Annotated in this window: 17 protein-coding genes and 1 riboswitch; of the genes, 7 read left to right on the forward strand and 10 right to left on the reverse strand. The window is 68.2% G+C overall.

The window, feature by feature from the left end; translation table 11 throughout:
- The first annotated feature begins 270 nt into the window (after nt 1–270).
- Nucleotides 271–12585, forward strand: a complete 12315-nt coding sequence (locus tag LOK44_RS07690) for a cadherin-like domain-containing protein (RefSeq protein WP_237569394.1) — start codon at nt 271–273, stop codon at nt 12583–12585.
- Between the two features lie 4 nt (nt 12586–12589).
- On the opposite strand, the gene LOK44_RS07695 is transcribed toward LOK44_RS07690, so the two are convergent.
- Complete coding sequence (locus LOK44_RS07695; protein WP_237569395.1) at nt 12590–12946, reverse strand: nuclear transport factor 2 family protein; 357 nt, start codon at nt 12944–12946, stop codon at nt 12590–12592.
- Between the two features lies 1 nt (nt 12947).
- A complete protein-coding gene (locus tag LOK44_RS07700; RefSeq protein ID WP_237569396.1) occupies nt 12948–13661 on the reverse strand; it encodes an SDR family NAD(P)-dependent oxidoreductase in 714 nt (237 codons plus the stop codon).
- Nucleotides 13662–13786: 125 nt separating this feature from the next.
- Here LOK44_RS07700 and LOK44_RS07705 point away from each other — a divergent pair, with 125 nt between their 5' ends.
- Nucleotides 13787–14704, forward strand: a complete 918-nt coding sequence (locus LOK44_RS07705; RefSeq protein WP_237569397.1) for a LysR family transcriptional regulator — start codon at nt 13787–13789, stop codon at nt 14702–14704.
- On the opposite strand, the gene LOK44_RS07710 is transcribed toward LOK44_RS07705, so the two are convergent.
- The 4 genes from LOK44_RS07710 to LOK44_RS07725 all read right to left on the reverse strand — a co-directional run bounded on the left by LOK44_RS07710 (nt 14613) and on the right by LOK44_RS07725 (nt 20527).
- Nucleotides 14613–15836, reverse strand: a complete 1224-nt coding sequence (locus LOK44_RS07710; protein WP_237569398.1) for a YbfB/YjiJ family MFS transporter — start codon at nt 15834–15836, stop codon at nt 14613–14615. The genes LOK44_RS07705 and LOK44_RS07710 overlap by 92 nt on opposite strands.
- Nucleotides 15837–15921: 85 nt before the next feature.
- On the reverse strand, nt 15922–16545 hold the full coding sequence (locus LOK44_RS07715) for a hypothetical protein (RefSeq protein WP_237569399.1): 624 nt from the start codon (nt 16543–16545) through the stop codon (nt 15922–15924).
- A gap of 45 nt (nt 16546–16590) precedes the next feature.
- Nucleotides 16591–18240 (reverse strand): DNA repair helicase XPB, encoded by a 1650-nt coding sequence (locus tag LOK44_RS07720; protein ID WP_237569400.1) that lies wholly within the window; start codon nt 18238–18240, stop codon nt 16591–16593.
- Nucleotides 18241–18280: 40 nt separating this feature from the next.
- Nucleotides 18281–20527, reverse strand: coding sequence for a helicase-associated domain-containing protein (locus LOK44_RS07725; RefSeq protein WP_237569401.1), 2247 nt, complete (start codon nt 20525–20527; stop codon nt 18281–18283).
- Between the two features lie 65 nt (nt 20528–20592).
- Between LOK44_RS07725 and LOK44_RS07730 the strand changes: the two genes are divergently transcribed.
- From LOK44_RS07730 to LOK44_RS07745, 4 genes are read left to right on the forward strand one after another with little or no spacing between them, the layout of a single operon-like run.
- On the forward strand, nt 20593–20778 hold the full coding sequence (locus LOK44_RS07730) for a hypothetical protein (RefSeq protein WP_179973518.1): 186 nt from the start codon (nt 20593–20595) through the stop codon (nt 20776–20778).
- Nucleotides 20779–20780: 2 nt separating this feature from the next.
- Nucleotides 20781–21254 (forward strand): cyclic pyranopterin monophosphate synthase MoaC, encoded by a 474-nt coding sequence (gene moaC, locus LOK44_RS07735; RefSeq protein WP_163922398.1) that lies wholly within the window; start codon nt 20781–20783, stop codon nt 21252–21254.
- Nucleotides 21251–21754, forward strand: coding sequence for a MogA/MoaB family molybdenum cofactor biosynthesis protein (locus tag LOK44_RS07740; protein ID WP_237569402.1), 504 nt, complete (start codon nt 21251–21253; stop codon nt 21752–21754). Before moaC ends, LOK44_RS07740 begins: the two co-directional genes overlap by 4 nt.
- Entirely contained in the window at nt 21751–22176 is a 426-nt protein-coding gene (locus LOK44_RS07745) for a molybdenum cofactor biosynthesis protein MoaE (RefSeq protein ID WP_237569403.1), read from the forward strand. The genes LOK44_RS07740 and LOK44_RS07745 overlap by 4 nt, the downstream gene beginning before the upstream one ends.
- 21 nt (nt 22177–22197) lie before the next feature.
- Here the strand turns inward: LOK44_RS07745 and LOK44_RS07750 are convergent, their stop codons facing one another.
- The 4 genes from LOK44_RS07750 to LOK44_RS07765 form a co-directional block, all read right to left on the reverse strand.
- Complete coding sequence (locus LOK44_RS07750) at nt 22198–23535, reverse strand: transglycosylase family protein (RefSeq protein WP_237569404.1); 1338 nt, start codon at nt 23533–23535, stop codon at nt 22198–22200.
- 9 nt (nt 23536–23544) lie between these two features.
- Nucleotides 23545–23713: riboswitch (cyclic di-AMP (ydaO/yuaA leader) on the reverse strand.
- Between the two features lie 247 nt (nt 23714–23960).
- A complete protein-coding gene (locus LOK44_RS07755; protein ID WP_308192722.1) occupies nt 23961–24254 on the reverse strand; it encodes a MoaD/ThiS family protein in 294 nt (97 codons plus the stop codon).
- The gene (moaA, locus tag LOK44_RS07760; RefSeq protein WP_237569405.1) at nt 24247–25302 is read right to left on the reverse strand and encodes a GTP 3',8-cyclase MoaA; all 1056 of its coding nucleotides are present in this window, start codon (nt 25300–25302) and stop codon (nt 24247–24249) included. The genes LOK44_RS07755 and moaA overlap by 8 nt, the downstream gene beginning before the upstream one ends.
- Nucleotides 25299–25703, reverse strand: coding sequence for a YccF domain-containing protein (locus LOK44_RS07765; protein WP_237569406.1), 405 nt, complete (start codon nt 25701–25703; stop codon nt 25299–25301). Before LOK44_RS07765 ends, moaA begins: the two co-directional genes overlap by 4 nt.
- A 154-nt stretch (nt 25704–25857) precedes the next feature.
- On the opposite strand from LOK44_RS07765, the gene LOK44_RS07770 reads away from it, so the two are divergent.
- Nucleotides 25858–26277 carry a cold-shock protein gene (locus tag LOK44_RS07770; RefSeq protein WP_237569784.1) on the forward strand — a complete coding sequence of 140 codons (420 nt, stop codon included), beginning with the start codon at nt 25858–25860 and terminating at the stop codon, nt 26275–26277.
- Nucleotides 26278–26306: the final 29 nt, after the last annotated feature.

Here is a 26306-nt window from a genome sequence, read left to right on the forward strand (position 1 = left end):
GTAGGGCTTCAGCCGCGACGACGCTACGTCATCGCTCCTGAGTCGGTCATCGGCTCTGTTCGTGCTGCCAGACAACGTTCATTCCGAACGGCACGAGCACCTGGAGACGATCGAATGTGCGCCAACACCTCACGGCACCGCGTAGGGGACGACAGGGCTCAGGCGGGGGTGTGGGCGGCCAGGCAAATCCTCGTCAACGAAGGTTCGACGTCGGGTGGACGCCGGCACGCGGTGAAGCCGAACGCCGGCTATGCGAGGTACATCGGCCGCGTGGGTGCTCTCGCCGTGTCGCTGGGGGTTGGAATGGCCGTCGCGACGTCGCCCGGCGTGGCCTACGCCGACGCGGAGTCCGACCCCGACTCGCCCTCGGCGTCCGGCCCGTCCGGTGCGGGCCCAGCAGCGTCGTCGGCCCCCGCGTCATCGAGTCCGACTGACTCCGCTCCCGACACGACGGACGTCGACGAGTCGGCAGGGTCGTCGTCCGCGTCCGAGTCGGCAGCCGACGACGGCGGCGACGTGCCGAAGATGAACGTGAACAGCTCGGGTGGAGCGCACACGTCGACCTACGGCACGTCGGGCACTGGTGACGCAGATCCCGTCGATACGTCGGCCGAGACCGAGACCGTGGTGGAGACCGAGACGGGCGCGGAGGACGAGACGCCGGAGGTCGTCGAGGAGCCGCCGGCGGGTACGTCGCCAGAACCGGTCCTGGAGGTGCCGACCGACACGTCGGAACCGGTCGGGGCGCCCGCGGACTTGGGTGAGACCGACGGTGACGACCACGATGCCGGGACGCCAACCCCGCCGAGCGTTGAACCGGCCGGCGGGCAGAGTGAAGGCTTGCAAGCCGATCCCGAGCCGAGCCCCCTTCAGACGCAGACGCTTTTCGTTACGGACGATCCGGCGCCACCGTCAGAGAGCACGTTCCAGGCCACCTCGTTCAACACGCTCATCGTCCCATCGCCTTCGGCCGATCCACTGTCGGCACTGCTGGCCGTGCCCGGCGCCATCATCAACGTGTTCACCGGCTTCGTGGGTGCTCTGCTCACCCCGTTCCTCGTGCCGGGTCCGCTCGCACCTGCGCCCCTGCCGGGGCTCTGGGCGGTATTGGCGTGGGTGCGGAGGGAAATCAACCACACCTTCTTCAATCGCAGTCCCATCGCCGTTCCCATCCAGACCGGGCAGAGCCTGACGGGCGTCGTGACCGGCAACCTCAACGCGGTGGATCCCAATGGGGACCCGTTGACGGCCACGGTGACGCAGCAGGGGCAGTTCGGCACCGTCGTGATCAACGCGAACGGCACCTACACCTACACCCCGAACGGTGCAGTGCCCGCGGGCGGCATCATCGACTCGTTCAAGGTGACCATCACCGATGGCGCCGACATGCATCTGCCCGGGATCTTCGGTCTGGTGCAGGGCGTGTTCGAGTGCATCGCGCGATTCGTCGGCATCGCCCAGCCCGACACGATCGTGAAGACCATCCCCGTCACCGTCGTCGGCTCGGCGATCGGATTGCCTCCGGTGATCGTCACCAGTCCGGTGGGTCCTATCGTGGCGCCGAATACCGCTCCGGTCGTGCTCGATTCGTCCCTCGTCATCACCGACGTGGATTCGCCGAAGCTCTCGAGCGCGACGGTGAAGGTCGGCGTCGGATACGTCCAGGGTGACGTCCTGGCGTACACGCCGACGGCCGGGAACCCGATCACCGCCAACTTCAACGCCACGACCGGCGTCCTGACCCTGTCCGGCGAGGCAACGCTCGCTCAGTATCAGGAGGCGTTGAGGTCGGTCACATTCGCCTCCACTGCAGCGACTTTGGTCGGTGCCAAGGCGATCCTGATCTCCGCCACGGACACTCAGAACCTGACCAGCCTGCCCGCGCTCGTCGCGGTCACGATGCTGGGGGCCAACGTGCCGCCGCTCGTCGTGACCGTTCCGGTGGGTCCCATCGTGACGGCCGGAAGTCCGCCCGTAGCCCTCAACCCACTGGTGACCGTGGTGGACCTCAATTCGCCAAAGCTCAACGGCGCCAGCGTCACCATCACGACGGGGTTCACCGCAGGCGACGTCCTCGCGCTGGGCCCGCTGGCGAACAATCCCGTCATCGGTACTTGGAACGCAACAACCGGCACCTTGACGTTGTCGGGGGAGGCCACCGTCGCGCAGTACCAGGAGGCCCTGCGTGCCGTGACCTTCGCGAGTACCACGGCCGCGGTGATCGGCCTGCGGACGGTGTCGATCGTCGCGACCGACACTCAAGGCCTGGCGAGTCTGCCGGGCCTGGTCGCGGTCACGGTTCTCGGACTGCCCGGCAGTGCGCCCTCGGTGATCGCCACGGTGCCGGTGAAGCTCTATACCTCGGGCGGCACGCCGGTCGTGCTGGATGGGAACTTGACGATCGTCGACGTCGATTCGACGACGGCGTCCGGCGCGACGGTGAGTTTCGACCCGTTGACGTATGACCCGACGAAGGACCGGTTGGACTTCGACGGCGCCGGGGCGATCACCGGTGTCTTTAACGCGTCCACTGGTGTGTTGGAGCTGACGGGTGCCGGGTCGCTCGCGGAGTACCAGGCGGCGTTGCGGTTGGTGACGATCGCCTCCGATGCGACGGTCGGGCTGCGGACCGTGTCCATCGTCGTCACCGCCGATGGGGTGCCGAGCGTGCCGGGGTTGATCGCGGTGACCATTGCGTCGCTACCCGTGTCGACCAACCTGCCCTCGGTCATCGCGACCGTGCCGGTGAAGTTGTATACCTCGGGCGGTACGCCAGTGGTGCTGGACGCGAATGTGACGGTCGTCGACGTCGATTCGACGTCGGCGAGTGGTGCGACGGTGACCATCGGTGGTTACACCGCCGGTGCGGACACGCTCGGGTACAACGGGTCCGGGCCAATCAGTGGCACGTTCAATACCGCGACTGGCGTGCTGACGCTGACGGGTAGTGCCTCCATTGCGGAGTATCAGGCGGCGTTGCGGTCGGTGACGTTCTCGTCCACGGCCGGTGTCGGCGTCAAGGCGGTCACCATCGTGTTGACCGCCGATGGTGTGGCAAGTGCGCCGGGTGTGGTGGCGGTGACGGTGGCGACCTTGCCGGTGTCGACGAACCTGCCGTCGGTGATCGCCACGACTCCGGTGAAGCTCTACACCTCGAGCGGTACGCCGGTCGCGCTGGACGCGAATGTGACGATCGTCGACGTCGATTCGACGACGGCGAGTGGTGCGACGGTGACGGTCGGTGGTGGTTACACCGCCGGTGCAGATACGTTGGGGTTCAACGGGTCCGGGCCGATCAGTGGCACGTTCGATGCCGCGACGGGTGTGTTGACGCTGACGGGTAGTGCCTCCATTGCGGAGTATCAGGCGGCGTTGCGGTCGGTGACGTTCTCATCGACGGCCGGCGTGGGCGTCAAGGCGGTCACCATCGTGTTGACGGCCGATGGTGTGGCGAGTGCGCCGGGTGTGGTGGCGGTGACGGTGGCGACCTTGCCGGTGTCGACGAACCTGCCCTCGGTGATTGCTACGACTCCGGTGAAGCTGTACACCTCGGGCGGTACGCCGGTGGTGCTGGATGCGAATGTGACGATCGTCGACGTCGATTCGACGACGGCGAGTGGTGCGACGGTGACGGTCGGTGGTTACACCGCCGGTGCGGACACGCTGGGGTTCAACGGGTCCGGGCCGATCAGTGGCACGTTCGATGCCGCGACGGGTGTGTTGACGCTGACGGGTAGTGCCTCCATTGCGGAGTACCAGGCGGCGTTGCGATCGGTGACATTCGCTTCCACCGCTGGCGTCGGACTGAAGCCAGTGACGATCGTGTTGACCGCCGATGGTGTGGCGAGTGCACCCGGGTTGGTGACGGTGACGGTGGCGACCTTGCCGGTGTCGACGAACCTGCCCTCGGTGATCGCCACGACGCCGGTGAAGCTCTACACCTCGAGCGGTTCGCCCGTGGTCCTCGATGCGAACGTGACGATCGTCGACGCCGACTCGACCTCGGCCAGCGGCGCCACGGTCACCATCGGGGGATACGCCAACGGCGTCGATACGTTGGTGTACAACGGGTCCGGTGCTATCGGCGCCACGTTCGATGCTGCGACCGGTGTGCTCACGCTGACGGGCACCGCCACGATTGAGCAGTACCAGGCGGCGTTGCGATCGGTGACGTTTGCGTCTACTGCTGGCATCGGGTTGAAGCCGGTGACGATCGTGTTGACCGCCGATGGGGTGGCGAGTGCGCCGGGGCTGGTGACGGTCACTGTTGCCACGCTGCCGATCCCCTCTAGCGCTCCGTCGGTGATCGCCACGACTCCGGTGAAGCTGTACACCTCGGGCGGTACGCCCGTGGTCCTCGATGCGAACGTGACGATCGTCGACATCGACTCGACGTCTGCCAGTGGTGCGACGGTGACGATCGGCAGTTACGCCAACGGCGCCGACGCGTTGACGTACAACGGCTCCGGATCCATCTCCGGCACGTTCGATGCCGCGACTGGTGTGCTGACCCTCTCCGGTACGGCCTCGGTTGCGGACTATCAGGCGGCGTTGCGATCGGTGACGTTTGCGTCTACTGCTGGCATCGGGTTGAAGCCGGTGACGATCGTGTTGACCGCCGATGGGGTGGCGAGTGCGCCGGGGCTGGTGACGGTCACTGTTGCCACGCTGCCGATCCCCTCTAGCGCTCCGTCGGTGATCGCCACGACTCCGGTGAAGCTCTACACCTCGGGCGGTACGCCCGTGGTCCTCGATGCGAACGTGACGATCGTCGACATCGACTCGACGTCTGCCAGTGGTGCGACGGTGACGATCGGCAGTTACGCCAACGGCGCCGACACGTTGACGTACAACGGCTCCGGATCCATCTCCGGCACGTTCGATGCCGCGACTGGTGTGCTGACCCTCTCCGGTACGGCCTCGGTTGCGGACTATCAGGCGGCGTTGCGATCGGTGACGTTTGCGTCTACTGCTGGCATCGGGTTGAAGCCGGTGACGATCGTGTTGACCGCCGATGGGGTGGCGAGTGCGCCGGGGCTGGTGACGGTCACTGTTGCCACGCTGCCGATCCCCTCTAGCGCTCCGTCGGTGATCGCCACGACTCCGGTGAAGCTCTACACCTCGAGCGGTTCGCCCGTGGTCCTCGATGCGAATGTGACGATCGTCGACGTCGATTCGACGTCGGCCAGTGGTGCGACGGTGACGGTCGGTGGTTACACCGCCGGTGCGGACACGCTGGGGTTCAGCGGCTCCGGGCCAATCAGTGGCACATTCGACACGTCTAGCGGTGTGCTCACGCTGACGGGCGCCGCCTCTATCGCGGAGTACCAGGCGGCGTTGCGGTCGGTGACGTTCTCATCGACCGCCGGCGTGGGCGTCAAGGCGGTCACCATCGTGTTGACGGCCGATGGTGTGGCGAGTGCGCCGGGTGTGGTGGCGGTGACGGTGGCGAGCTTGCCGGTGTCGACGAACCTGCCCTCGGTGATCGCCACGACGCCGGTGAAGCTCTACACCTCGGGTGGCACGCCGGTGGTCCTCGATGCGAATGTGACGATCGTCGACATCGACTCGACGTCGGCCAGTGGTGCGACGGTGACGGTCGGTGGTTACACCGCCGGTGCGGACACGCTGGGGTTCAGCGGCTCCGGGCCAATCAGTGGCACATTCGACACGTCTAGCGGTGTGCTCACGCTGACGGGCGCCGCCTCTATCGCGGAGTACCAGGCGGCGTTGCGGTCGGTGACGTTCTCATCGACCGCCGGCGTGGGCGTCAAGGCGGTCACCATCGTGCTGACGGCCGATGAGGTGGCGAGTGCACCCGGGCTCATAACGGTCAACGTTGCCACGCTGCCGGTGTCGACGAACCTGCCGTCGGTGATCGCCACGACTCCGGCGAAGCTCTACACCTCGGGCGGCTCGCCGGTGGTACTGGACGCGAACGTGACGATCGTCGATGCCGATTCGACGTCGGCCAGTGGTGCGACGGTGACCATCGGTGGTTACACCGCCGGTGTTGACACGTTGGCGTACAACGGGTCCGGTTCCATCGGTGGCACGTTCGACGCGTCCACCGGTGTGTTGACGCTGACCGGCAACGCTTCCATCGCCGAGTACCAAGCCGCACTGCGATCGGTGACGTTCTCGTCCACGGCCGGTGTCGGCGTCAAGGCGGTCACCATCGTGCTGACTGCCGATGAGGTGACGAGTGCGCCGGGGTTGGTGACGGTCACGGTCGCGACCCTACCGGTGTCGACGAACCTGCCGTCGGTGATCGCCACGACACCGGTGAAGCTGTACACCTCGGGCGGCACGCCGGTCGTGCTCGATGGCAACTTGACGATCGTGGACGTTGATTCCACGTCGGCGACTGGTGCGACGCTCACCATCGGTGGTTTTAACGCCGGTGTTGACACGTTGGCGTACAACGGCTCCGGTTCCATCGGGGGCACGTTCGACGCGTCCACCGGTGTGTTGACGCTGACCGGCAACGCGACGATCGAGCAGTACCAAGCCGCGTTGCGGTCGGTGACGTTCTCGTCCACGGCCGGTGTCGGGGTCAAGGCGGTCACCATCGTGTTGACGGCCGATGAGGTGACGAGCGCGCCGGGGTTGGTGACGGTAACTGTTGCCACGCTGCCGATCCCATCTAGCGCTCCGTCGGTCATCGCGACCACGCCGGTGAAGCTCTACACCTCGGGTGGCACGCCGGTGGTGCTGGATGCGAATCTGACGATCGTCGACATCGACTCGACCTCGGCCAGTGGTGCGACGGTGACGATCGGCAGTTACGCCAACGGCGCTGACACTCTGGCTTACAACGCCGCAGGGACGATATCCGGGATCTTCGACCCGGCCACCGGTGTGTTGACGCTGACCGGCAACGCGACGATCGAGCAGTACCAGGCGGCGTTGCGGTCGGTGACGTTCGCCTCGACGGCCGGTGTTGGTGTGAAGCCGGTGACGATCGTGCTGGTTGCCGATGGGGTGGCGAGTGCACCGGGGTTGGTGACGGTCACTGTTGCTACGCTGCCGATTCCATCTAGCGCTCCGTCGGTGATTGCCACGACTCCGGTGAAGCTGTACACCTCGGGTGGTACGCCGGTGGTGCTGGATGCGAATCTGACGATCTTGGACATCGATTCGTCGTCGGCCAGTGGTGCGACGGTGACGATCGGCGGATACGCCGCCGGTGCGGACACGCTGGGATATAACGGGTCCGGGCCGATCAGTGGCACGTTCGACGCCGTGACCGGTGTGTTGACACTCACCGGCAACGCCACGATCGAGCAGTACCAGGCCGCGCTGCGGTCGGTGACGTTCGCTTCCACCGCTGGCGTCGGGCTGAAGCCGGTGACGATCGTGCTGACCGCCGATGAGGTGGCGAGTGCACCGGGGCTCGTGACGGTCACGGTGGCGACCTTGCCGGTGTCGACGAACCTGCCGTCGGTGATCGCCACGACACCGGTGAAGCTGTACACCTCGGGCGGTACGCCGGTCGTGCTGGACGCGAACCTGACGATCGTCGATGCCGACTCGACGTCGGCCAGCGGTGCGACGGTGACGATCGGCAACTACGTGTCGATTACAGATGGGCTTGCCTTCAGCGACACCGGCTCGATCTCGGGCACCTTCGATTTCGCGACTGGTGTCCTGACGCTGACGGGTAGTGCCTCCATCGAGGACTACCAGGCGGCGCTGCGGTCGGTGACGTTCGCCTCGACGGCCGGCGTGGGTGTGAAGCCGGTGACGATCGTGTTGACGGCCGATGAGGTGCCAAGCGCGACGGGTCTGGTGACGGTGACGGTGGCGACCTTGCCGGTGTCGACGAACCTGCCCTCGGTGATCGCCACGACGCCGGTGAAGCTCTACACCTCGGGTGGCACGCCGGTGGTTCTGGATGCGAATGTGACTATCGTCGATGCCGACTCGACCACGGCCAGCGGCGCCACGGTCACCATCGGTGGATACGCCAACGGCGTCGATACGTTGGCGTACAACGGGTCCGGTGTCATATCTGGCACCTTCGACGGCGTGACCGGTGTCCTGACCCTCACCGGCAACGCCACGATCGAGCAGTACCAGGCCGCCCTGCGGTCGGTGGCGTTCGCCTCCACGGCCGGCGTTGGTGTGAAGCCGGTGGCGATCGTGCTGACGGCAGACGGTGTGCCAAGCGTGACGGGTTTGGTGACGGTCACTGTTGCCACGCTGCCAATTCCCTCTAGCGCTCCGTCGGTCATCGCCACGACGCCGGTGAAGCTGTACACCTCGGGCGGCACGCCGGTGGTGCTGGATGCGAATGTGACTATCGTCGACGCCGACTCGACCTCGGCCAGTGGTGCAACGGTCACCATCGGTGGTTACACCGCCGGTGCGGACACGCTGGCGTACAACGGGTCCGGTGTCATATCTGGGACCTTTGACGGCGTGACCGGTGTCCTGACCCTCACCGGCAACGCGTCGATCGCCGAGTACCAAGCCGCACTGCGATCGGTGACGTTCTCGTCCACGGCCGGTGTCGGCGTCAAGGCGGTCACCATCGTGCTGACCGCCGATGAGGTGACGAGTGCACCCGGGTTGGTGACGGTAACTGTTGCCACGCTGCCGATCCCATCTAGCGCTCCCTCGGTCATCGCGACCACGCCGGTGAAGCTCTACACCTCGGGTGGCACGCCGGTGGTGCTGGATGCGAATCTGACGGTCGTCGACATCGACTCGACCTCGGCCAATGGTGCAACGGTGACCATTGGCAACTACGTGTCGACTGCTGATGGTCTTGCCTTCAACAACACCGGATCCATCTCCGGCACGTTCGATGCCGCGACTGGCGTGCTGACCCTCTCCGGTACGGCCTCCATCGCGGAATACCAGGCGGCGTTGCGGTCGGTGACGTTTTCCTCGACGGCCGGTGTCGGCGTCAAGGCGGTCACCATCGTGCTGACGGCCGATGAGGTGGCGAGTGCGCCGGGGTTGGTGACGGTCACCGTCGCTACGCTGCCGGTCTCGACGAACCTGCCCTCGGTGATCGCCACGACTCCGGTGAAGCTCTACACCTCGGGCGGTACGCCTGTGGTCCTCGATGCCAATCTGACGATCGTCGACGCAGACTCGACCTCGGCCAGTGGTGCGACGGTCACCATCGGTGGTTACGCCAACGGTGCGGACACGTTGGCGTACAACGGGTCCGGACCGGTCAGTGGCGTGTTCGACCAGGCGACGGGTGTCCTGACCCTCACCGGCAACGCCACGATCGAGCAGTACCAAGCCGCACTCCGGTCGGTGACGTTCGCCTCGACGGCCGGCGTTGGCGTCAAGGCGGTCACCATAGTGTTGACGGCAGACGGTGTGCCAAGCGCGACGGGTCTGGTGTCGGTCACGGTGGCGACCTTGCCGGTGTCGACAAACCTGCCCTCGGTGATCGCCACGACGCCGGTAAAGCTGTACACCTCGGGCGGCACGCCGGTGGTGCTGGACGCGAATCTGACGATCGTCGACGCAGACTCGACGTCGGCCAGTGGTGCAACGGTGACGATCGGTGGATACACCACTGGTGTTGACACGTTGGCGTACAACGGGTCCGGTTCCATTGGTGCCACCTTCGACCCGGCGACGGGTGTCCTCACCCTCTCCGGTACCGCGTCCATCGCGGATTACCAGGCGGCGCTGCGGTCGGTGACGTTCTCCTCGACGGCCAGCGTGGGCGTCAAGGCGGTCACCATCGTGCTGACTGCCGATGAGGTGACGAGTGCACCGGGGCTGGTGACGGTCACTGTTGCCACGCTGCCGATTCCATCTAGCGCTCCCTCGGTGATCGCCACGACGCCGGTAAAGCTGTACACCTCGGGCGGATCGCCAGTGGTACTGGACGCGAACGTCACAATCGTCGATGCCGACTCGACCTCGGCCAGCGGCGCCACGGTCACCATCGGCGGCTACACCGCCGGCGCAGACACTCTGGCCTACAACGGCGCAGGGACGATATCCGGGATCTTCGACCCGGCCACCGGTGTGTTGACGCTGACCGGCAACGCGACGATCGAGCAGTACCAAGCCGCCCTGCGGTCGGTGACGTTCGCCTCGACGGCCGGCGTGGGCGTCAAGGCGGTCTCCATCGTGTTGACGGCCGATGAGGTGGCGAGTGCACCCGGGCTGATAACGGTCACCGTTGCCACGCTGCCGGTGTCGACGAACCTGCCCTCGGTCATCGCCACGACGCCGGTGAAGCTCTACACCTCGGGTGGCACGCCGGTGGTGCTGGACGCGAACCTGACGATCGTCGATGCCGACTCGACCACGGCCAGCGGCGCCACGGTCGCCATCGGTGGATACGCCAACGGCGTCGATACGTTGGCGTACAACGGGTCCGGTGTCATATCTGGCGCCTTCGATGGCGTGACCGGTGTCCTGACCCTCACCGGCAACGCGACGATCGAGCAGTACCAGGCGGCGCTGCGGTCGGTGACGTTCGCCTCGACGGCCGGCGTTGGTGTGAAACCGGTGACGATCGTCCTTACGGCAGACGGTGTACCAAGCGCGACGGGTCTGGTCACGGTCACGGTGGCGACCCTGCCGGTGGCGACGAATGTGCCGGCGGTGGTGGCGACGTCTGCGGTGAAGTTGTACACCGCTGGTGGTGCTGCGATGGTGTTGGATCCGGTGCTTACGGTGGTGGATCTGGATTCGGGCACGGTGACTCAGGCGACGGTGACCGTCGGTGGTGTCGGGTTCGATTCGGCCACTGATTCGTTGGGGTTCGTCGATGGCAACGGGATCACGGGTTCGTGGGATGCGGCGTCGGGAACGTTGACTTTGACCGGTGATGCGTCGGTGGCGGCGTATCAGGCGGCATTGCGGTCGGTGACGTTCGCCTCGGCGGCGACTGCGTTGGCGGGGGTGAGGTCGGTGTCGGTGGTGGTGACCGCCGATGACGTCGACAGCCTGCCGGGTGTGATCGGTGTGACGGTGGTGGCGTTGCCGGTGTCGACGAATGTGCCGGCGGTGGTGGCGACGTCTGCGGTGAAGTTGTACACCGCTGGTGGTGCTGCGGTGGTGTTGGATCCGGTGCTTACGGTGGTGGATCTGGATTCGGGCACGGTGACTCAGGCGACGGTGACCGTCGGTGGTGTCGGGTTCGATTCGGCCACTGATTCGTTGGGGTTCGTCGATGGCAACGGGATCACGGGTTCGTGGGATGCGGCGTCGGGGACGTTGACTCTGACCGGTGATGCGTCGGTGGCGGCGTATCAGGCGGCGCTGCGGTCGGTGACGTTCGCCTCGGCGGCGACTGCGTTGGCGGGGGTGAGGTCGGTGTCGGTGGTGGTGACTGCCGACGACGTCGACAGCCTGCCCGGTGTGATCGGTGTGACGGTGGTAGCCCTACCGCCCATCGTCAACGTTCCACCACTGGTCGTCACCTCGCTCGCGCAGAGCTACACAGCCGGCGCGCCCGCGGTCGTCCTCGACCCGTCCATCTCGGTGGCCGATCTGACGTCACCGACCATGTCGGGCGCGACGGTGACGATCGGGCTCGGGCGAAACGTCAACGACGTGCTCGCCTACACGGGCACGACGCCGGGGATAAGCGCCTCGTGGAACGCATCGACGGGAACGTTGACGTTGACCGGCGATGCCTCAGCGCAGGCCTATCAAGAGGCGCTTCGCTCCGTGACGTTCTCGTCGTCCGCGGCTGCGACGCAGGGGATTCGGACGGTGGCGATCGTCGTCACGGATTCCCAGTTGGCGCCTAGCATCCCTGCTGTCATTGCCGTGACCGTCCTTGCGAATCAAACGCCGATCATCGTCGGCTCGCTGGTCAACGCGGTTCCCTACACGGTGGGCAACGCCCCGGTCGTCCTGGATCAATTCGTCACCATCCTCGACGACTCGACCTCGATCCAGGGTGCGAAGGTCCGAATCACGCTGGGGAAGCAGACCGGGGACGCATTGTCGTTCACGTCACCGTCGGCGAGCGGCATCACGATGAGCTACGACAGCGCCAACGGGGTCCTCACGCTCTCCGGCACGGCGACCGTCGAGCAGTACCAGGCCGCGCTACGGTCGGTGACGTTCTCCACCAGCGCATCCGGGATCATCGGTCTGCGGACGTTCACCTTCGAGATCACAGATCAGCAGGGCCTGGCGGGGACCTCCCTCCCGTTCACGGCCATCGTCACGGCGAACAGTGCACCGCTAGTCACGTCGTCCTTGGTTGGCGTTCAACTTCCCTTTGCGAACGGCGGAAGTCCTCAAATACTCGACCCGGCGATCACGATCCTCGACGACTCAACATCGTTGTCAGGTGCCACGGTGACGATCGGGGGCTTGGTGATCGGTGGGAACGACACCCTCGCCTTCACGTCACCTCCCGGCAGTGGCATCACCGCCGTCTGGAACTCCACGACGAAGGTGTTGTCACTGGAAGGCAACGCCACGGTGGCGGAGTATCAGGCAGCGCTCCGTTCCGTCACCTTTGTGACCAGCGGCGGAATCTTGGGGTTGAACCTAGGCCTCCGAACGGTTTCCTTCGTGGTGACCGATCGTCAAGGATTGACCAGCGTGTCGGCGCCCCTGACCGTGCTCGTCGTCTAGGGGTTCAGACCCGCGACGCCTGGTACTGGGCGACGAGCCACTCGTCGCCCATCCGGGTGAGTGCCACACCGATGTTCAATTCGAGCGGCGGCTGATCCACGAACTCGAACGTCGCGCGCAGGTATCCGATGACGGCGTCGGCTGCGAGCGTGCGGCTTTCGAGCACGCGGTAGGAGACGTTCATGCCAGAAGGCTGCGACTCGTAGTATGCCGACACCACCGCGCGTCCCACGCCGTACGGGCGCAGGCCCTGAAACACGGCGTCCTGCGTGAACACTGCGGCCACCCGGCCGGGGTCGTGTGCGTCGATCCCGGCCTTCCACTCGTCCATGGCGACCGTGACGATTCCTTGGGCGTCCATGTCAGTGGCCTGCACTCTGACCGCCGTCGACGTGCAAGATCTCGCCGGTGACGAATTTCGCGTTCTCCAGGTACAGCACGGCGTCGACGACGTCGTCGATCTCACCGATCCGACCGACGGGATGCAGCGCCGCCAGAGCGTCGTAGTCCGAGGGCTCGTGCATCGGCGTCCGAATGATGCCCAGCGCAACGGCATTCGAGCGGATTCCACGCTGCGCGTACTCCACCGCGAGTGCCCGGGTCGCCGCATTCACCCCGCCCTTGGTCAACGATGCGAGCGCCGACGGGACCTGGGAGTTGGCGTGCTCGACCAGCGTCGTCGAGATGCTGACCACGTGCCCGCCGTCGCCTTGGCGCAGCATTGCCGCGATGGCCGCACGGGACACCTCGAAGTATCCGCGGAGGTTCACGCCGGTGACGTCGTCGTAGTCCTCGTCGGTGTAGTCGACGAACGCCTTCGGTACGAAGATGCCCGCATTGTTGACGACTGTGTCGAGGCGGCCGAATCTCTCGATGGCCGCGTCGACGATGCGTTGGCCCACACCGGGTTCTGCGATGTCACCCGCTACGGCAAGCACCATCGGGTCGTCGGATTCGGGGATCGTGCGCGAGTTGGCGACGACGGCGTAGCCGAGCTTGCGGTAGCCGGCCACCAGGCCCTCGCCGATGCCCTGTGATGCGCCGGTGATGAGTGCGACGCGTGGAGTGTTGGTCATGATCCGTTCCCTTCTCGTAGTGATGTCCATGGGAACGCAGCATCGTCCCGGCCCACTCCCCGACGACAGGACCGGAATGCTCGCTGCTGGTAGGCAGCGCCTACCACTGGACTACGCTGACCGGCGTGGAGCTGCGCCAGCTGCGCTATTTCGTCACGGTCGCCGAGGAACTGAACTTCGGCCGGGCCGCCGAGCGGCTGCGCATCGCGGGCCCGTCCCTCTCGCAGCAGATCAAGGCCTTGGAGCGGGATCTCAAGGTGCAGCTCTTCGATCGAGACCGTCGCTCCGTAGCCCTCACCGCAGCGGGCTCGGCGTTGCTTCCCCGCGCCCGTGCCCTCGTCACCGACGCAGACGACCTGCGCAGACAGGCGCAGGGTATGTCGTCGACCGAGCCCGTGCGGATCGGCTACGTGCAGTGGTGCCCGACGGATTGGGCGGAACGGGCGGCAGGCGTCGCCCAGGTCCGGATCGACACGTGGGTGATGCCGTCGCACGCCCAGGCCGCGAGGGTCGCCGAGGGCAGCCTGGATCTGGCCATCTGCTGGGTCCAGAACACCGACCTCGACGCGCTGTCCCTCAACGCCCGCCTAGTGGGCACCGACCGGCTCTACGCGCTCGACGTCGGCAGGGAGACCACGCCCGTCGCGGCACGGGACACCAGCGTCCTCGCCGACGCCGACGACGCCAGCTGGTCGTCGTGGAACCGATATGCCGAACAGTTCGCGCGCGTCAACGACGCCCGGCTCATCCGGGTGGACGACGGCGGCGTCACCGGCACCACGTTCTTCGACCACGTACGCCGCTTCCGCCGGCCGATGCTGAACAACCCCCGGGGCCAGAACGACGCGACACCGCCGGATCTGGTGCGTCGCCCGGTAATCGGTCCATCTCCGGTGTGGACGTGGTCCCTGGTCTGGCGGCGGAAAGAGGTCGACCCCGCAGTGCTGGCTCTCATCGAGGCGTTCTGCGCGGGGGCCGACCGATCGGCCCTGGACGACCCGCAGACGTGGCTGCCGCCAGACGATCCGCACCGGCGCGACTGAGTTCCGACGAGCCGACCCGCAGCCAGATCGCGGCGACCGCGGCAAGGGTCACGACGCCCGACGAGGTGATGAGTGCCAGCCGAAAGCCGTGGTGCAGAAGCGGAGTGACGAGCAAGGGGCCGACGATCTGGCCGACGGAATAGCCCGTGGTGAGCACTGCCACCGCCCGGGGGAACGCCAGGAGGCGCCCCGCCGCCAGCGCGACCGTACTCACGCCGATGAAGGTGCCGCCGAACAACACCGCGCCGATGAACGCAGACAGGGCGCCGCCGGCCACGGCTGACAACGCGATGCCCACGGCCTGCAGCGCCAACGCCGCGACCAGCAGGGTGGCGTGTGACCAGCGTCTGCTGGCCGCCGCCCACAGCGCTGCCGACGGTGCGGCTGCGACGCCGACGACGATCCACGCACTGTTGCCCAGCCAGCCAGGAGAACTCTGTCCGATCGCGGCGACCAAGAACGTCCCGGCGATGATGTAACCGATTCCCTCCAGGGTGTAGCAGGCGAGGAGCGCGATGATCCCGCGCCGTGAACTCGCCGTCGGCGCAAGCGAACCCGTCACTGGACCGGCGGCTTCGGTCGCACCGCGCATGTGCCATGCCACGGCTGCGATGAGGACCGCCATCGCCGCCGACGACCACCATGCGGTGCGCCATCCGGCCGCAGGCAGCAGCAGCACCAGGGCACCCGACAGGGCGATGCCGACGCCCACCCCGCCGAAGCCCCAGCCCGGAAGCTGCGCGGACCGGCCTCTGGCATGGTCGAGCATCCAGTCGACGGCAATCACGAACAGCAGTGCGCTCGCGAACCCTGCGATCGTGCGGATGACGAGCCATCCGACGACGTCGTCGCACAACGGCATCGCGACCAGGCTGCCGACCACGAGGAGCAGCGCCGCACGCCAGGTGAACCGCGTACGGACCAGTCGCGGCGCGACGACACCTGCCATCGCGCCGGCGAGGTAGCCGACGTAGTTGGCCGTGGCCAGGCCGCCGGCGGCTGCGGGGCTGAGCCCGCTCTGGGCGGTCATCAGCGGCAGGATCGGCGTGTAGACGAAACGGCCGATCCCCATGGCGGCGGCCAAGCCGGCCGCGCCGCGGGCGATGTGAACGTGGGGGTGCTGCCAGGTCATCCCGCCATCGTGGGCTGCGCGCCGCGGCGAGGCCACGACCCGTTTGCTCGCAGCTGTAAGGCGTTACCTCACAGCGCCGTTCGAGCTAGCGAGGAGGCAGCAGCGGTGGCGGCGGAGGTGAGACCACCGGCACGTAGGCATTCGGGTCCACGGGCGGCGGTGGCGGCGGCCCGTCGAAGTACCCGGGGGGCGGCGGGCCATTGAGCGAGTAGTAACCCTCGGGTAGAGCCGGTCCCCCGGAGTAGTCGCCCATCGGAGGAGGCCCGTTGGATCCCGGTGCGTTCGTCGACACGTATCCGGGCGGCAGCTGCGGCGCAGGACCTGCGCCGGGCGGAGGCGCCGACGCCACTGGCATCGCATCGCCGTACGGGTTCTTCGCCTGGTTCCACGCGTCCTTGAGGAAGCCCAGCGGACCCGAACTGGATCCCGACCCGTACTTGGGGTCGGTGATCTCGGGAACCATCGGCTCACCCATGGGCGGCGGCGCGGGAGCCGCAACCACCAGTTCGCCGGGCGGGACCGGCACGGGCTGCCCCGGTAGTGGGGGTGCGGCGGGGTCACCCGGCACCGGCGTGGGAACGAGGGGCTCGGCACCAGCGGGTCCGGCCAAGCCCAACGCGAATGCGCCAAGGCCTATCGCCGCGCCGGCCACCACGATCTTGGCGGCCTGCACGGGTGAGGTGGCGCGGTCGCGCCGACGTGCGGTCATGAACAAGGAGGCTAGCGCCTCCGGGCTCCTACCGCGCCGTCACGATCAGATCGCCGGCCCCAGCAGGTCGTCGGCGTCCTTGATCACGTATCCGTAGCCCTGCTCGGCGAGGAAGCGTTGGCGGTGTGCGGCGTACTCGGCGTCGAGGCTGTCGCGGGAGACGACGGAGTAGAACACCGCACCGCCGCCGTCGGCCTTCGGGCGCAACAGCCTGCCGAGGCGCTGTGCCTCCTCCTGCCGGGACCCGAAGGTGCCCGACACCTGGACAGCGACGCTGGCCTCCGGCAGGTCGATCGAGAAGTTGGCGACCTTGCTGACCACCAGGGTCTGAATGTCGCCACGCCGGAACTGGTCGAACAGGATCTCGCGTTCGGCGTTCTTCGTCGACCCCTGGATCACCGGCGCGTTCAGCTCCTGACCCAGCTCGTCGAGCTGGTCGAGGTAGGCCCCGATGACCAGCGTCGGCTCGTTGGGGTGACGGTCGAGGATCGACTTGACCACCGGGATCTTGGTCCGCGCCGTCGAACACAGCTTGTAGCGTTCCTCCGGCTCGGCAGTCGCGTAGAGCATGCGCTCGTTGTCGGTCATCGTGACCCGCACCTCGATGCACTCGGCAGGCGCGATCCAGCCCTGGGCCTCGATGTCCTTCCACGGCGCGTCGTACCGCTTGGGTCCGATCAGGCTGAACACGTCGCCCTCGCGGCCGTCCTCGCGGATCAACGTCGCGGTCAGCCCCAGCCGGCGGCGCGACTGCAGGTCGGCGGTCATGCGGAACACGGGCGCGGGCAGCAGGTGCACCTCGTCGTAGATGATCAGGCCCCAGTCGCGGCTGTCGAACAACTCGAGGTGCTTGTATTCGCCCTTGGTGCGACGGGTGATCACCTGGTAGGTCGCGATGGTGACCGGCCGGACCTCCTTGCGTTCGCCGGAATACTCGCCGATCTCCTCCTCGGTCAGTGACGTACGCGCGATCAGCTCGCGCTTCCACTGCCGTCCCGCGACGGTGTTCGTGACGAGGATCAGCGTGGTGGCGCCCGCCCTGGCCATCGCTGCGGCGCCGACCAGTGTCTTGCCCGCCCCGCAGGGCAGCACCACGACGCCCGAACCGCCGGCCCAGAACGAGTCGACCGCCATCTCCTGGTAGTCGCGCAGCTCCCAGCCGGTCTGATCGAGTTCGATGGCGTGGGCCTCGCCGTTGACGTACCCGGCGAGGTCCTCGGCCGGCCAGCCGATCTTGAGCAGCATCTGCTTCACGCGGCCGCGCTCACTCGGGTGCACGATCACGGTGTCGTCGTCGAGGCGGGCGCCCAGCATTGGGGCGATCTTCTTGTTGCGCAGCACCTCTTCCAGCACCGCGCGGTCAGTGCTGACCAGCATCAACCCGTGCACGGGGCTCTTCACCAGCTGCAGGCGCCCGTACCGGGCCATGGTGTCGACGATGTCGACCAACAGCGGCTGCGGCACGGCGTAGCGCGAGAAAGACACCAGCGCGTCGACCACCTGCTCGGCGTCGTGGCCCGCGGCACGGGCATTCCACAGCGCCAGCGGCGTGATGCGGTACGTGTGGACGTGCTCGGGGGCACGCTCCAGCTCGGCGAACGGCGCGATGGCCGAGCGGGCGGCACCCGCCAGCTCGTGGTCGATCTCGAGCAGCAGTGTCTTGTCGGACTGCACGATCAAGGGGCCGTCGGTCACGAGCGATCCCCGCTGCAGTTGTGGGAGGTCATTCGTCCCATTATCCCGTGTCCGCCGACACCACGGACGTCACGCGGTGAATCGCGAACTCGCGGACCCGGCCGGCAGCCGGGTCGTAGGCCGTCAACTGCCCCCCGCGGACGTTGATCGGCGAGACGACGCGCTGGGTCGCGACCCCCGCGGGGTCGACGTAGCCGATCACGACCGAGGTCTGCTGATGCGCCGCGGACTGCAGCTGCGCCATCGCCTCGGCGGGGTCGAGCCGCGATCCCGAGGCGTGTCCGCCGCCCATCTTGCGCAACACCGCGACAATCGCGCCGAGGGTCTGCGCGTTGGGCGTGGACATCGGCCGGTAGCCGCGTCTGCGGACGGGCGCGGGCACCCTGGACCCGCGGGCGCTGATGTCGACGATGGCACCCGACCAGTCCTCGGCCGCCGGCGCGAAGCCTCCTGCGCGCAACGCCGCGAGAACGTCGGCGATGGGCGCCGCTGAGATCGCGACCGTCGGCGCCAGGCTGCGCATCTCGACGTTCGCCAGCGCAGGTGCCGCGATGGCCTGGGCCAGCAGCGCCGGGTCCTCGCAACGGATGAACGACGACGCCATGCCGACCCGGAGTTGCCCATGCCGCCGCGCCACGTCGTCGACGAGGTACGTCAGTCCCTGGGGGACCGGGGTCTTGGAATGGCGCTCGAACAGCGTGTGCAACTCACTCGCCGTGGCGCCGGTGTCCAGCGCCCGGCGGATCGTGGCCTCGCTGATCCGGTAGACCGTCGCTGCGCCCGCCGACTCGATGGTCGCGACCGCGGCGAGCCGCTCGGCGAGTTCGCGCTCCAGCGGACCCGGCACGATCACCGTGAGGTCGCCCTGCAGCAGGAAGTAGTCGATCGGCGCGGGCAGCACCTTCTCCATCGACGCGACGACGGCGGCTTCCTCCGCACCGTCGAGCAGGCGACGGATCGGCGTCGCGATCGCACCGCGCCCGACCATCCCCAACGTGTGCGCCTCGGTCAACAGCGCGCCGACGGGGGCGGGCTGCAGGCGCGTCGACCACCGCGGCCTGCGCCAGGCCATGGCCGCGGCGACGGAGTTCGCGTCCACCGCGGAGCCCGACGGCAGGTCGGCGATGGCCTGCAGGAGCAGCCTGCGGTCCAGCGGTGCCGCGGTCGAGTACAGCGAATCCGACAGTGCAGCATAGGGTTTGCCGTCGGGTCCGCGTTCGCCGATGAGGCTGGGCCTGGCCGCCAGGTCGAGCCACGCCGACGCCAGCGCGTACCACCGCGCTGCCGCCGGCGACTCGACGAACCGGTCGGACGCCACGGTGGGCGCCCAGAACGGTCCCGCGCCGTCCTGCGGTTCGGGGTCCGGAATGCCCGAGGCGATCAGCCCGGCGGCGGCAGCCACCTCGAGGATGAGGCCGAGCCGGTGGTCGTCGATGCCCGTCGCCTTGGTGAGCCGTTTCACCTCGCGCACGCCGAGGCCGCCGTTGCGCAACTCGACGACCGGCGCGGCCGAGAGCGTCTCGAGGATGACCTCGACCTCGCGCAGCACGTCGATGGCGGCGCCCGCGGCAGCGGCGTCGACGTCGCCCACCTTCAGCTTGGCGACCGTCGGGTCGGGCGGCGCCAGACCGGTGGGACCGGGCTGCTGACCGCGCATGACCTGCCCGACCGTGCGCGGCAGGATCACGGTGTCGTCGTCGAGCTGCCGCAACAGCCCCGCAGCGAGCAGGCGCTGCACCGGGCGGTCGGGCGGCGTCCCCGGCGCAGCATCCCGCGTCCGCCCGACGGGCGAGCCCTCGACCAGGCGCTCGAGCAGTTCGCGCGCAGGGGTGTCCAGGCCGGTGAGGCGCTCCGCGATGGCAGCAGGGTCGGGTGCGGCCGTCTCCGCCGTCACCTGACCCGGGTACCAAGGCAGACCCGACGCCGCCTCGGCCGTCACCCGGAGGCTGGTGTCGCCCCAGACCAGCGCCCGGTCCCGCAGATCGTCGATCGCGGCACTGACCCGCTCGTCGTCACCGAACAGCGAGAGCAGCTTGGCCACCGGCACCGCGGAGGCGTCGGCGTGCAACAGCAGCAGGCCGTCGAGCACGGAAAGCCGCAGGTAGTCGAGGTCGTCGGTGGCAGCCTTCACCGACTGACGGGATTGCGCCCTGGCGGCGAGGGCCGCGATGGAGCCGGGCGGCGGCTGCGTGAGGTCGGGTCGCAACTGGAGCAGCCGGATCAGCTGCTCGTCGGGCAGGCCGGCCAACCAGGCGCCCAGCGGCATGGCGGGGTTGGGTTCGGTCATCGACACCCAGCGTAAGCCAGGTGACCGGTCTCGCCAGTCAACGCTTGGCCTGCCACAATGTCTGCGTGGCTGAGAAGAAGAAGAACCACTACGTCGACAATGGCTGGCCCGTCACCGAGGACGGTGACCACGCGGTCAGCGAACTCGCGGCAGACCGCACGGGTGCACTGTCCCCGTTCGGCGACGTCACGTTCCCGCTGCCGGCCACGGAACTGCCGTACACGCACCCGGTCACCGTCGTAAACAAGTAGCCGTGACCGATCGGTTGTCGCACCTCGACGACGAGGGTGCGGCACACATGGTCGACGTCACGGCGAAAGACGCCACCAAGCGCACCGCGGTCGCGACGGGCACGCTCCGGACGCGTCCCGACGTGGTGGACCTCATCGCCTCCAAGGGGCTGCCCAAGGGCGACGCGCTGGCGACCGCGCGCGTCGCGGGCATCCTCGCGGCCAAGCGGACCAGTGACCTCATCCCGCTGTGCCATCAACTGGCGCTTACCGGCGTGGACGTCGAATTCGCCATCGGCACAACGGCTGTCGACATCACGGCGACCGTGCGCACCACCGACCGCACCGGCGTCGAGATGGAGGCGCTCACGGCCGTCAGCGTGGCGGCGCTGACGCTCTACGACATGCTCAAGGCCGTCGATCCGGCGGCCACCATCGACGGCATCGCCGTGGTGCGCAAGGACGGCGGCAAGACGGGGACGTGGGAGCGGACGTGACGAGCGAGCCATCGGTTCGGTCGGGCAGAACCGCACGGGTGATCGTCGCCTCGACCCGTGCTGCGGCCGGGGTCTACTCCGACCGCAGCGGACCCGTCGTCGTCGAGTGGCTGACGGCCCGCGGGTTCGAGGTCCCCGAACCCGTCGTGGTGGCCGACGGCACCGACGTCAGCCGCGCTCTGCTCGCCGCCGTCGGCGAGCGCGTCGACGTGATCCTCACTTCGGGCGGCACAGGCATCTCGCCGACCGACGGCACGGCGGATGCGACGGCGGCGATCGTCGACTACGAGATTCCCGGACTCGCGGACGCGATCCGGCGGTCCGGCCTACCGCACGTACCGACCTCGGTGCTCTCCCGCGGCGTCTGCGGCGTCCGCGACGGCGTGCTGATCGTCAACCTGCCCGGCTCGACGGGCGGAGTGAAGGACGGTCTCGGCGTCCTGGACGGTGTGCTCGACCATGCGCTGGATCAACTCGAGGGCGGAGACCATCAACGATGACGTCGATCGTGCGCATCGCGCTCACCGAGGAACTGATCGATCTGACGGAGCACGAGGCGCTCGTCGCTCACCAGGCAGCAGGTGCGGTGGTCGGCTTCTCCGGCGTCGTACGCGACCACGACGGCGGCCGGGGTGTGACGCGGCTCGAGTACTCCGCGCATCCGACGGCGCTGGACGTGCTCACCGAGGTCGCCGAGGAGATCGCACGAACCGCCGACGGCGTGCGCGCCATCGCGGTGAGCCATCGCATCGGGACATTGCACATCGGCGACGCCGCCCTGGTGGCCGCCGTGGCGGCCGACCACCGCAGGGCTGCGTTCGAGACGTGCGCGTTGCTCGTCGACACCGTGAAGGCGCGGCTACCGGTGTGGAAGCACCAGTTCTTCGCCGACGGCTCCGAGGAGTGGGTCGGCTCGGCCTGACCTACGCGGCGCGCGCCTGCGTTACGCGGCGGGCGGCGGCAGCAGCGGGCCACCGACCGGCGCGGGCACGGGAGCACCGGGTGCGGGTGCCGGTGCATCGCCGGGCGTGACCGGGACGTTGGGCCCTGCGGCCTGCTCCGGGTACGGCGTGTTCATGCCGCGCTGCGCGAGACCCATGATCAGGGCTTCCTTGCCGCTGATCTCCTGGCTCTGCACGGCCTGCCACAGATCCTTGATGTAGCTCGCGTTCGGGCTCTCGGTGCCCTGCGCGGTGGGGTCGAGGGTCGAGCCGGGCGGAAGGGCTTCCGGGCTGGCGAGGTGCGGGACACCCTCGGCGGGCGGCGCAGGAACCTCGCCGCTGACCGGCTGGACTGCCACGTCGGGAGCGGGAGCGGGTGCGGGCAGGGGAGCCTCGGCGCCCAGTGCCAGCGGACCGGGGGCAGGCGCCGGGGCGGGCGGGGCCGGCAGCACCGGCTCGAGCGGAACGTCCGCGCGGCCGAGCGACCACACCTGCGGCTGGTCGGCGGGAGCCGGTCCATCGGGCGCGACGTCCCAGTTGGCGGCCGCGACGATCGGCGGTGCGGGCGGCGGGGGAGGCAGTTCCGGTGCGGGCGGAGGAGGCAGGGGTGCGTCGACCGGGGGAGGTAGCGGAAGGTCTGCAGGCGGAGGCGGCAGCGGGGCGCCGACCGGCATGGGTGCACCGATGGTCTGGGCGGCGGCGTCCACGGGCAACGGCGCGTCCAGCGGCGCGGCAGCGGGGGGCGGCGGCAGCTCGGGGGCAGGCGGCGGCGGGGGAGGGAGCGGCATGTTCAGCGGGCCGATGGCCTCGAAGGGCGGCGGCGGAGGCGGCGGCAGCAGCTCGGGAGCCGGCGGCGGCGGTGGGGGCGCGGGAGCCGCGAACAGCTCGAATGGTGGCGGAGGAGGAAGCTCGCCGTTAAGCGCGGGATTGTCGAGAGGCTGCGGAGCGTCGGCGACCACGTTGCGCGGCGTCGAGGCGGACAGGCCGCGGCCGCACGTCGGCCATGCGCCCTTGCCCTGGCTGGCCAGAACGCGCTCGGCGACCGCGATCTGCTCGTCCTTGGTGGCCATGTACGCCGTCGGGGCGTACTCGCCGCCACCGTGGCCGGACCACGTGCTGGGCGAGAACTGCAGACCGCCGTGGTAACCGTTGCCGGTGTTGATGGCCCAGTTGCCGCCGGACTCGCACGAAGCGACCCGGTCCCATTCGCCGTCAGTCGCAGCGCCAGCCTGGCTGGCGAGGACCATGCTGCCGCCACCGAGGACCGCGCCGGTGAAGGCGATCTTGGCGACGTTTGCAGCGGACGTGATTGGGGCAGCCTTGCGGTGGCGTCCAGTCATAGGTGCAGAAATTCCTCTCGTAGGCGCCCGCGAGGTCAGCTGTCGGGTTCGGGCTGGAGAGGTTGCCCGGCCGGCACGTATGTCGGCTTCACCCCAAGGAGCTGCAGTTGCAGCCCCAGGTCCTTCGGTGGACCGGTGGGTCCCCCGCCTCCATCCAGGTGGTCGGTATCGGCTGTGCCCAACGGATGGAGTTCGGCGCTATCGGGCACAGCGGGCCACGTGATTTGGGTCGTGTGGCTTGGGTCAGACCGTAACGGCTGGCTCCGGTCCCGTCACTTCGCGCCGACCTCGGCGTTTCCGCCTCCAGCAAATATTATGAGGACCTTAAAGCCGCAGGCGAAGTTGACGTTTTCGCAGGAGCGGGTGTGGGTGACGACACGCCACCGCCAGTTCGTGACCATTCCGTGATGTGATGTAAATCACCGTCATCCGCCGGCGAACGGGGGTAACACGTCGACGGTCTGGTTTGTTGTCAACCGGATCGATCGATCGCGTACCGCCACGCCGTCGCAGAGAAACGAGCATCTCTCCAGCACCCGGGAGAGGTCCGCACCGCGCTCGCGCAGCCTCTCGAGAAGGCCGTCGATCGTCGTTTCCTCTGTGATCTCGACGATTTCGTCTTCGGTTCCCGCCGCCGCGCGTGCGGCCGCGAAGTAGCGAACGGTCACGCGGGCCGGCGCAACGCCGTCGACCCCGTCGGAGGGGGCCACGTCAGCCACCGATGGCGCTCATCGGCCGGGCAGGCTGGATGAAGTCGGGGTCGTTGATGCCGTGACCCGCCGGCTTGGCCCACATCGCGCCGCGCCACGCCGCCTCGATCGCGTCGTCGTCGGCGCCCGAGCGCAGCAGCTTCCGCAGGTCGGTCTCGTCGGCCGAGAACAGGCAACTGCGCACCTGCCCGTCGGCGGTGAGTCGGGTGCGGTCGCATGCGGCGCAGAAGGCCTCGGACACCGATGCGATGACGCCCACGGTGGCCGGTCCGCCGTCGACCCGCCACAGCTGCGCAGGAGCCGAGCCACGGGGTGCCGAGTCTGGCTGCAGGTCGAAGTGGCGGCGCAGTGCGGCCAGGATCTGCTCGGCGCTCAGCGTCTCCTCGCGCCGCCAGTGCTGGTCGGCGTCGAGCGGCATCTGCTCGATGATGCGCAGCTGGTAGTCGTGGCCGAGGCAGAACCGCAGCAGCTCCACCGCATCGTCGAGCCCCGTCGCAGCGTCCAGGACGGCGTTCACCTTCACCGGGGTCAGTCCGGCGTCGGCCGCGGCGGCAAGGCCGTCGAGGACGTCGGAGAGGCGGTCGCGGCGGGTGATGTGCTCGAAGCGGTTCGGATCCACGGTGTCGAGGGAGACGTTGACCCGGTTCAGGCCGGCGTCCTTCAGCCGCTGGGCCCGGCGGGCGAGCGAGACGCCGTTGGTGGTCAACGCGATCTCGGGCCGCGGCGTCAGCGCTGCCGCTGCGGCGATCACGTCCTCGAGGTGCTTCGACAGCAGCGGCTCGCCGCCGGTGAACCGGACGTTGGTGATGCCGAGCCGGGTGATGGCGATCTCGAGCAGCCGGGTCAGTTCGGCGGTGCTCAACAGTTCCTCGCCCGGCAGCCAGTTCAGGCCTTCGGCGGGCATGCAGTAGGTACAGCGCAGATTGCACCGGTCGGTCAGCGAGACGCGCAGGTCGGTCGCCGCGCGGCCATGGGTGTCGAGCAGCGGACCCTCGCTCGGCATGCCCGCGGGCACCGCCGCGCGGGGCATCGGAAGGCCCAGCGCGGTGACGGTCATTGCCGCACCCCGAACCGGGCCTGGGGGCCGTCGGCGGGAACGATCTCCTTGCCGAGCGGTAGCAGCGAGACGGGAATGAGCTTCAGGTTGGCTATTGCCAAGGGGATTCCAATGATCGTGATCGCCATCGCGATGGCGGTCAGCACGTGGCCGATGGCCAGCCAGATTCCGGCGACGATGATCCAGATGACGTTGCCGATCATCGCGCCGGGCCTGGCACCGGGCTTGTCGACCACGGTGTAGCCGAACGGCCACAGCGCGTACACGCCGATCCGGAAGGCCGCGAAGCCGAACGGGATGGTCACGATGAGGATGAAGCAGATGATCCCGGCGAGGAAGTAACCCAGGGCGAGCCACAGCCCGCCGAAGATCAACCAGATGACGTTCAGGATCAGGCGCATGTGACTCCTCCAGCGGTGGTTCCCAGGCTACCGGCCAAAGGGTTCGCTGGTCGGGGCGGTGTCCGAGTAGGATCGATACCAGTGGCGTCCTGCGCAGGCGGGACGCTTCAATTATGTGTTCGATGTCCAGCGATATGACGAGCGGGTGAGACGAGTGCCTACCGGCAAGGTGAAGTGGTACAGCGCCGAGAAGGGCTTCGGGTTCGTGTCCCAGGAGGACGGCGAGGACGTGTACGTCGGCTCGTCGGCCCTGCCCTCGGGTGTCGCGGAACTGAAGGCCGGCCAGAAGGTCGAGTTCGGCATCGCCGCCGGTCGTCGGGGTCCGCAGGCACTGAGTCTCAAGGTCATCGAGCCGCCGCCCAGCCTCGCCAAGACCCGTCGCGAGGCCGGTCGGGCCGAGCGCCCCGAGCACAAGCACACCCCCGACGAGCTGCACGGCATGGTCGAGGACATGATCACGCTGCTCGAGGGTGCAGTGCAGCCCGAGCTGCGCAAGGGTCGCTACCCCGATCGCAAGATCGCCCGCCGGGTGTCCGAGGTCGTCAAGGCAGTCGCGCAGGAACTCGACGCCTGAGTCGGCCGCGCGAACGTCGACTTTCCGTC

This window comes from Mycolicibacterium lacusdiani (genome assembly GCF_021916785.1).
Lineage (GTDB): Bacteria > Actinomycetota > Actinomycetes > Mycobacteriales > Mycobacteriaceae > Mycobacterium > Mycobacterium lacusdiani.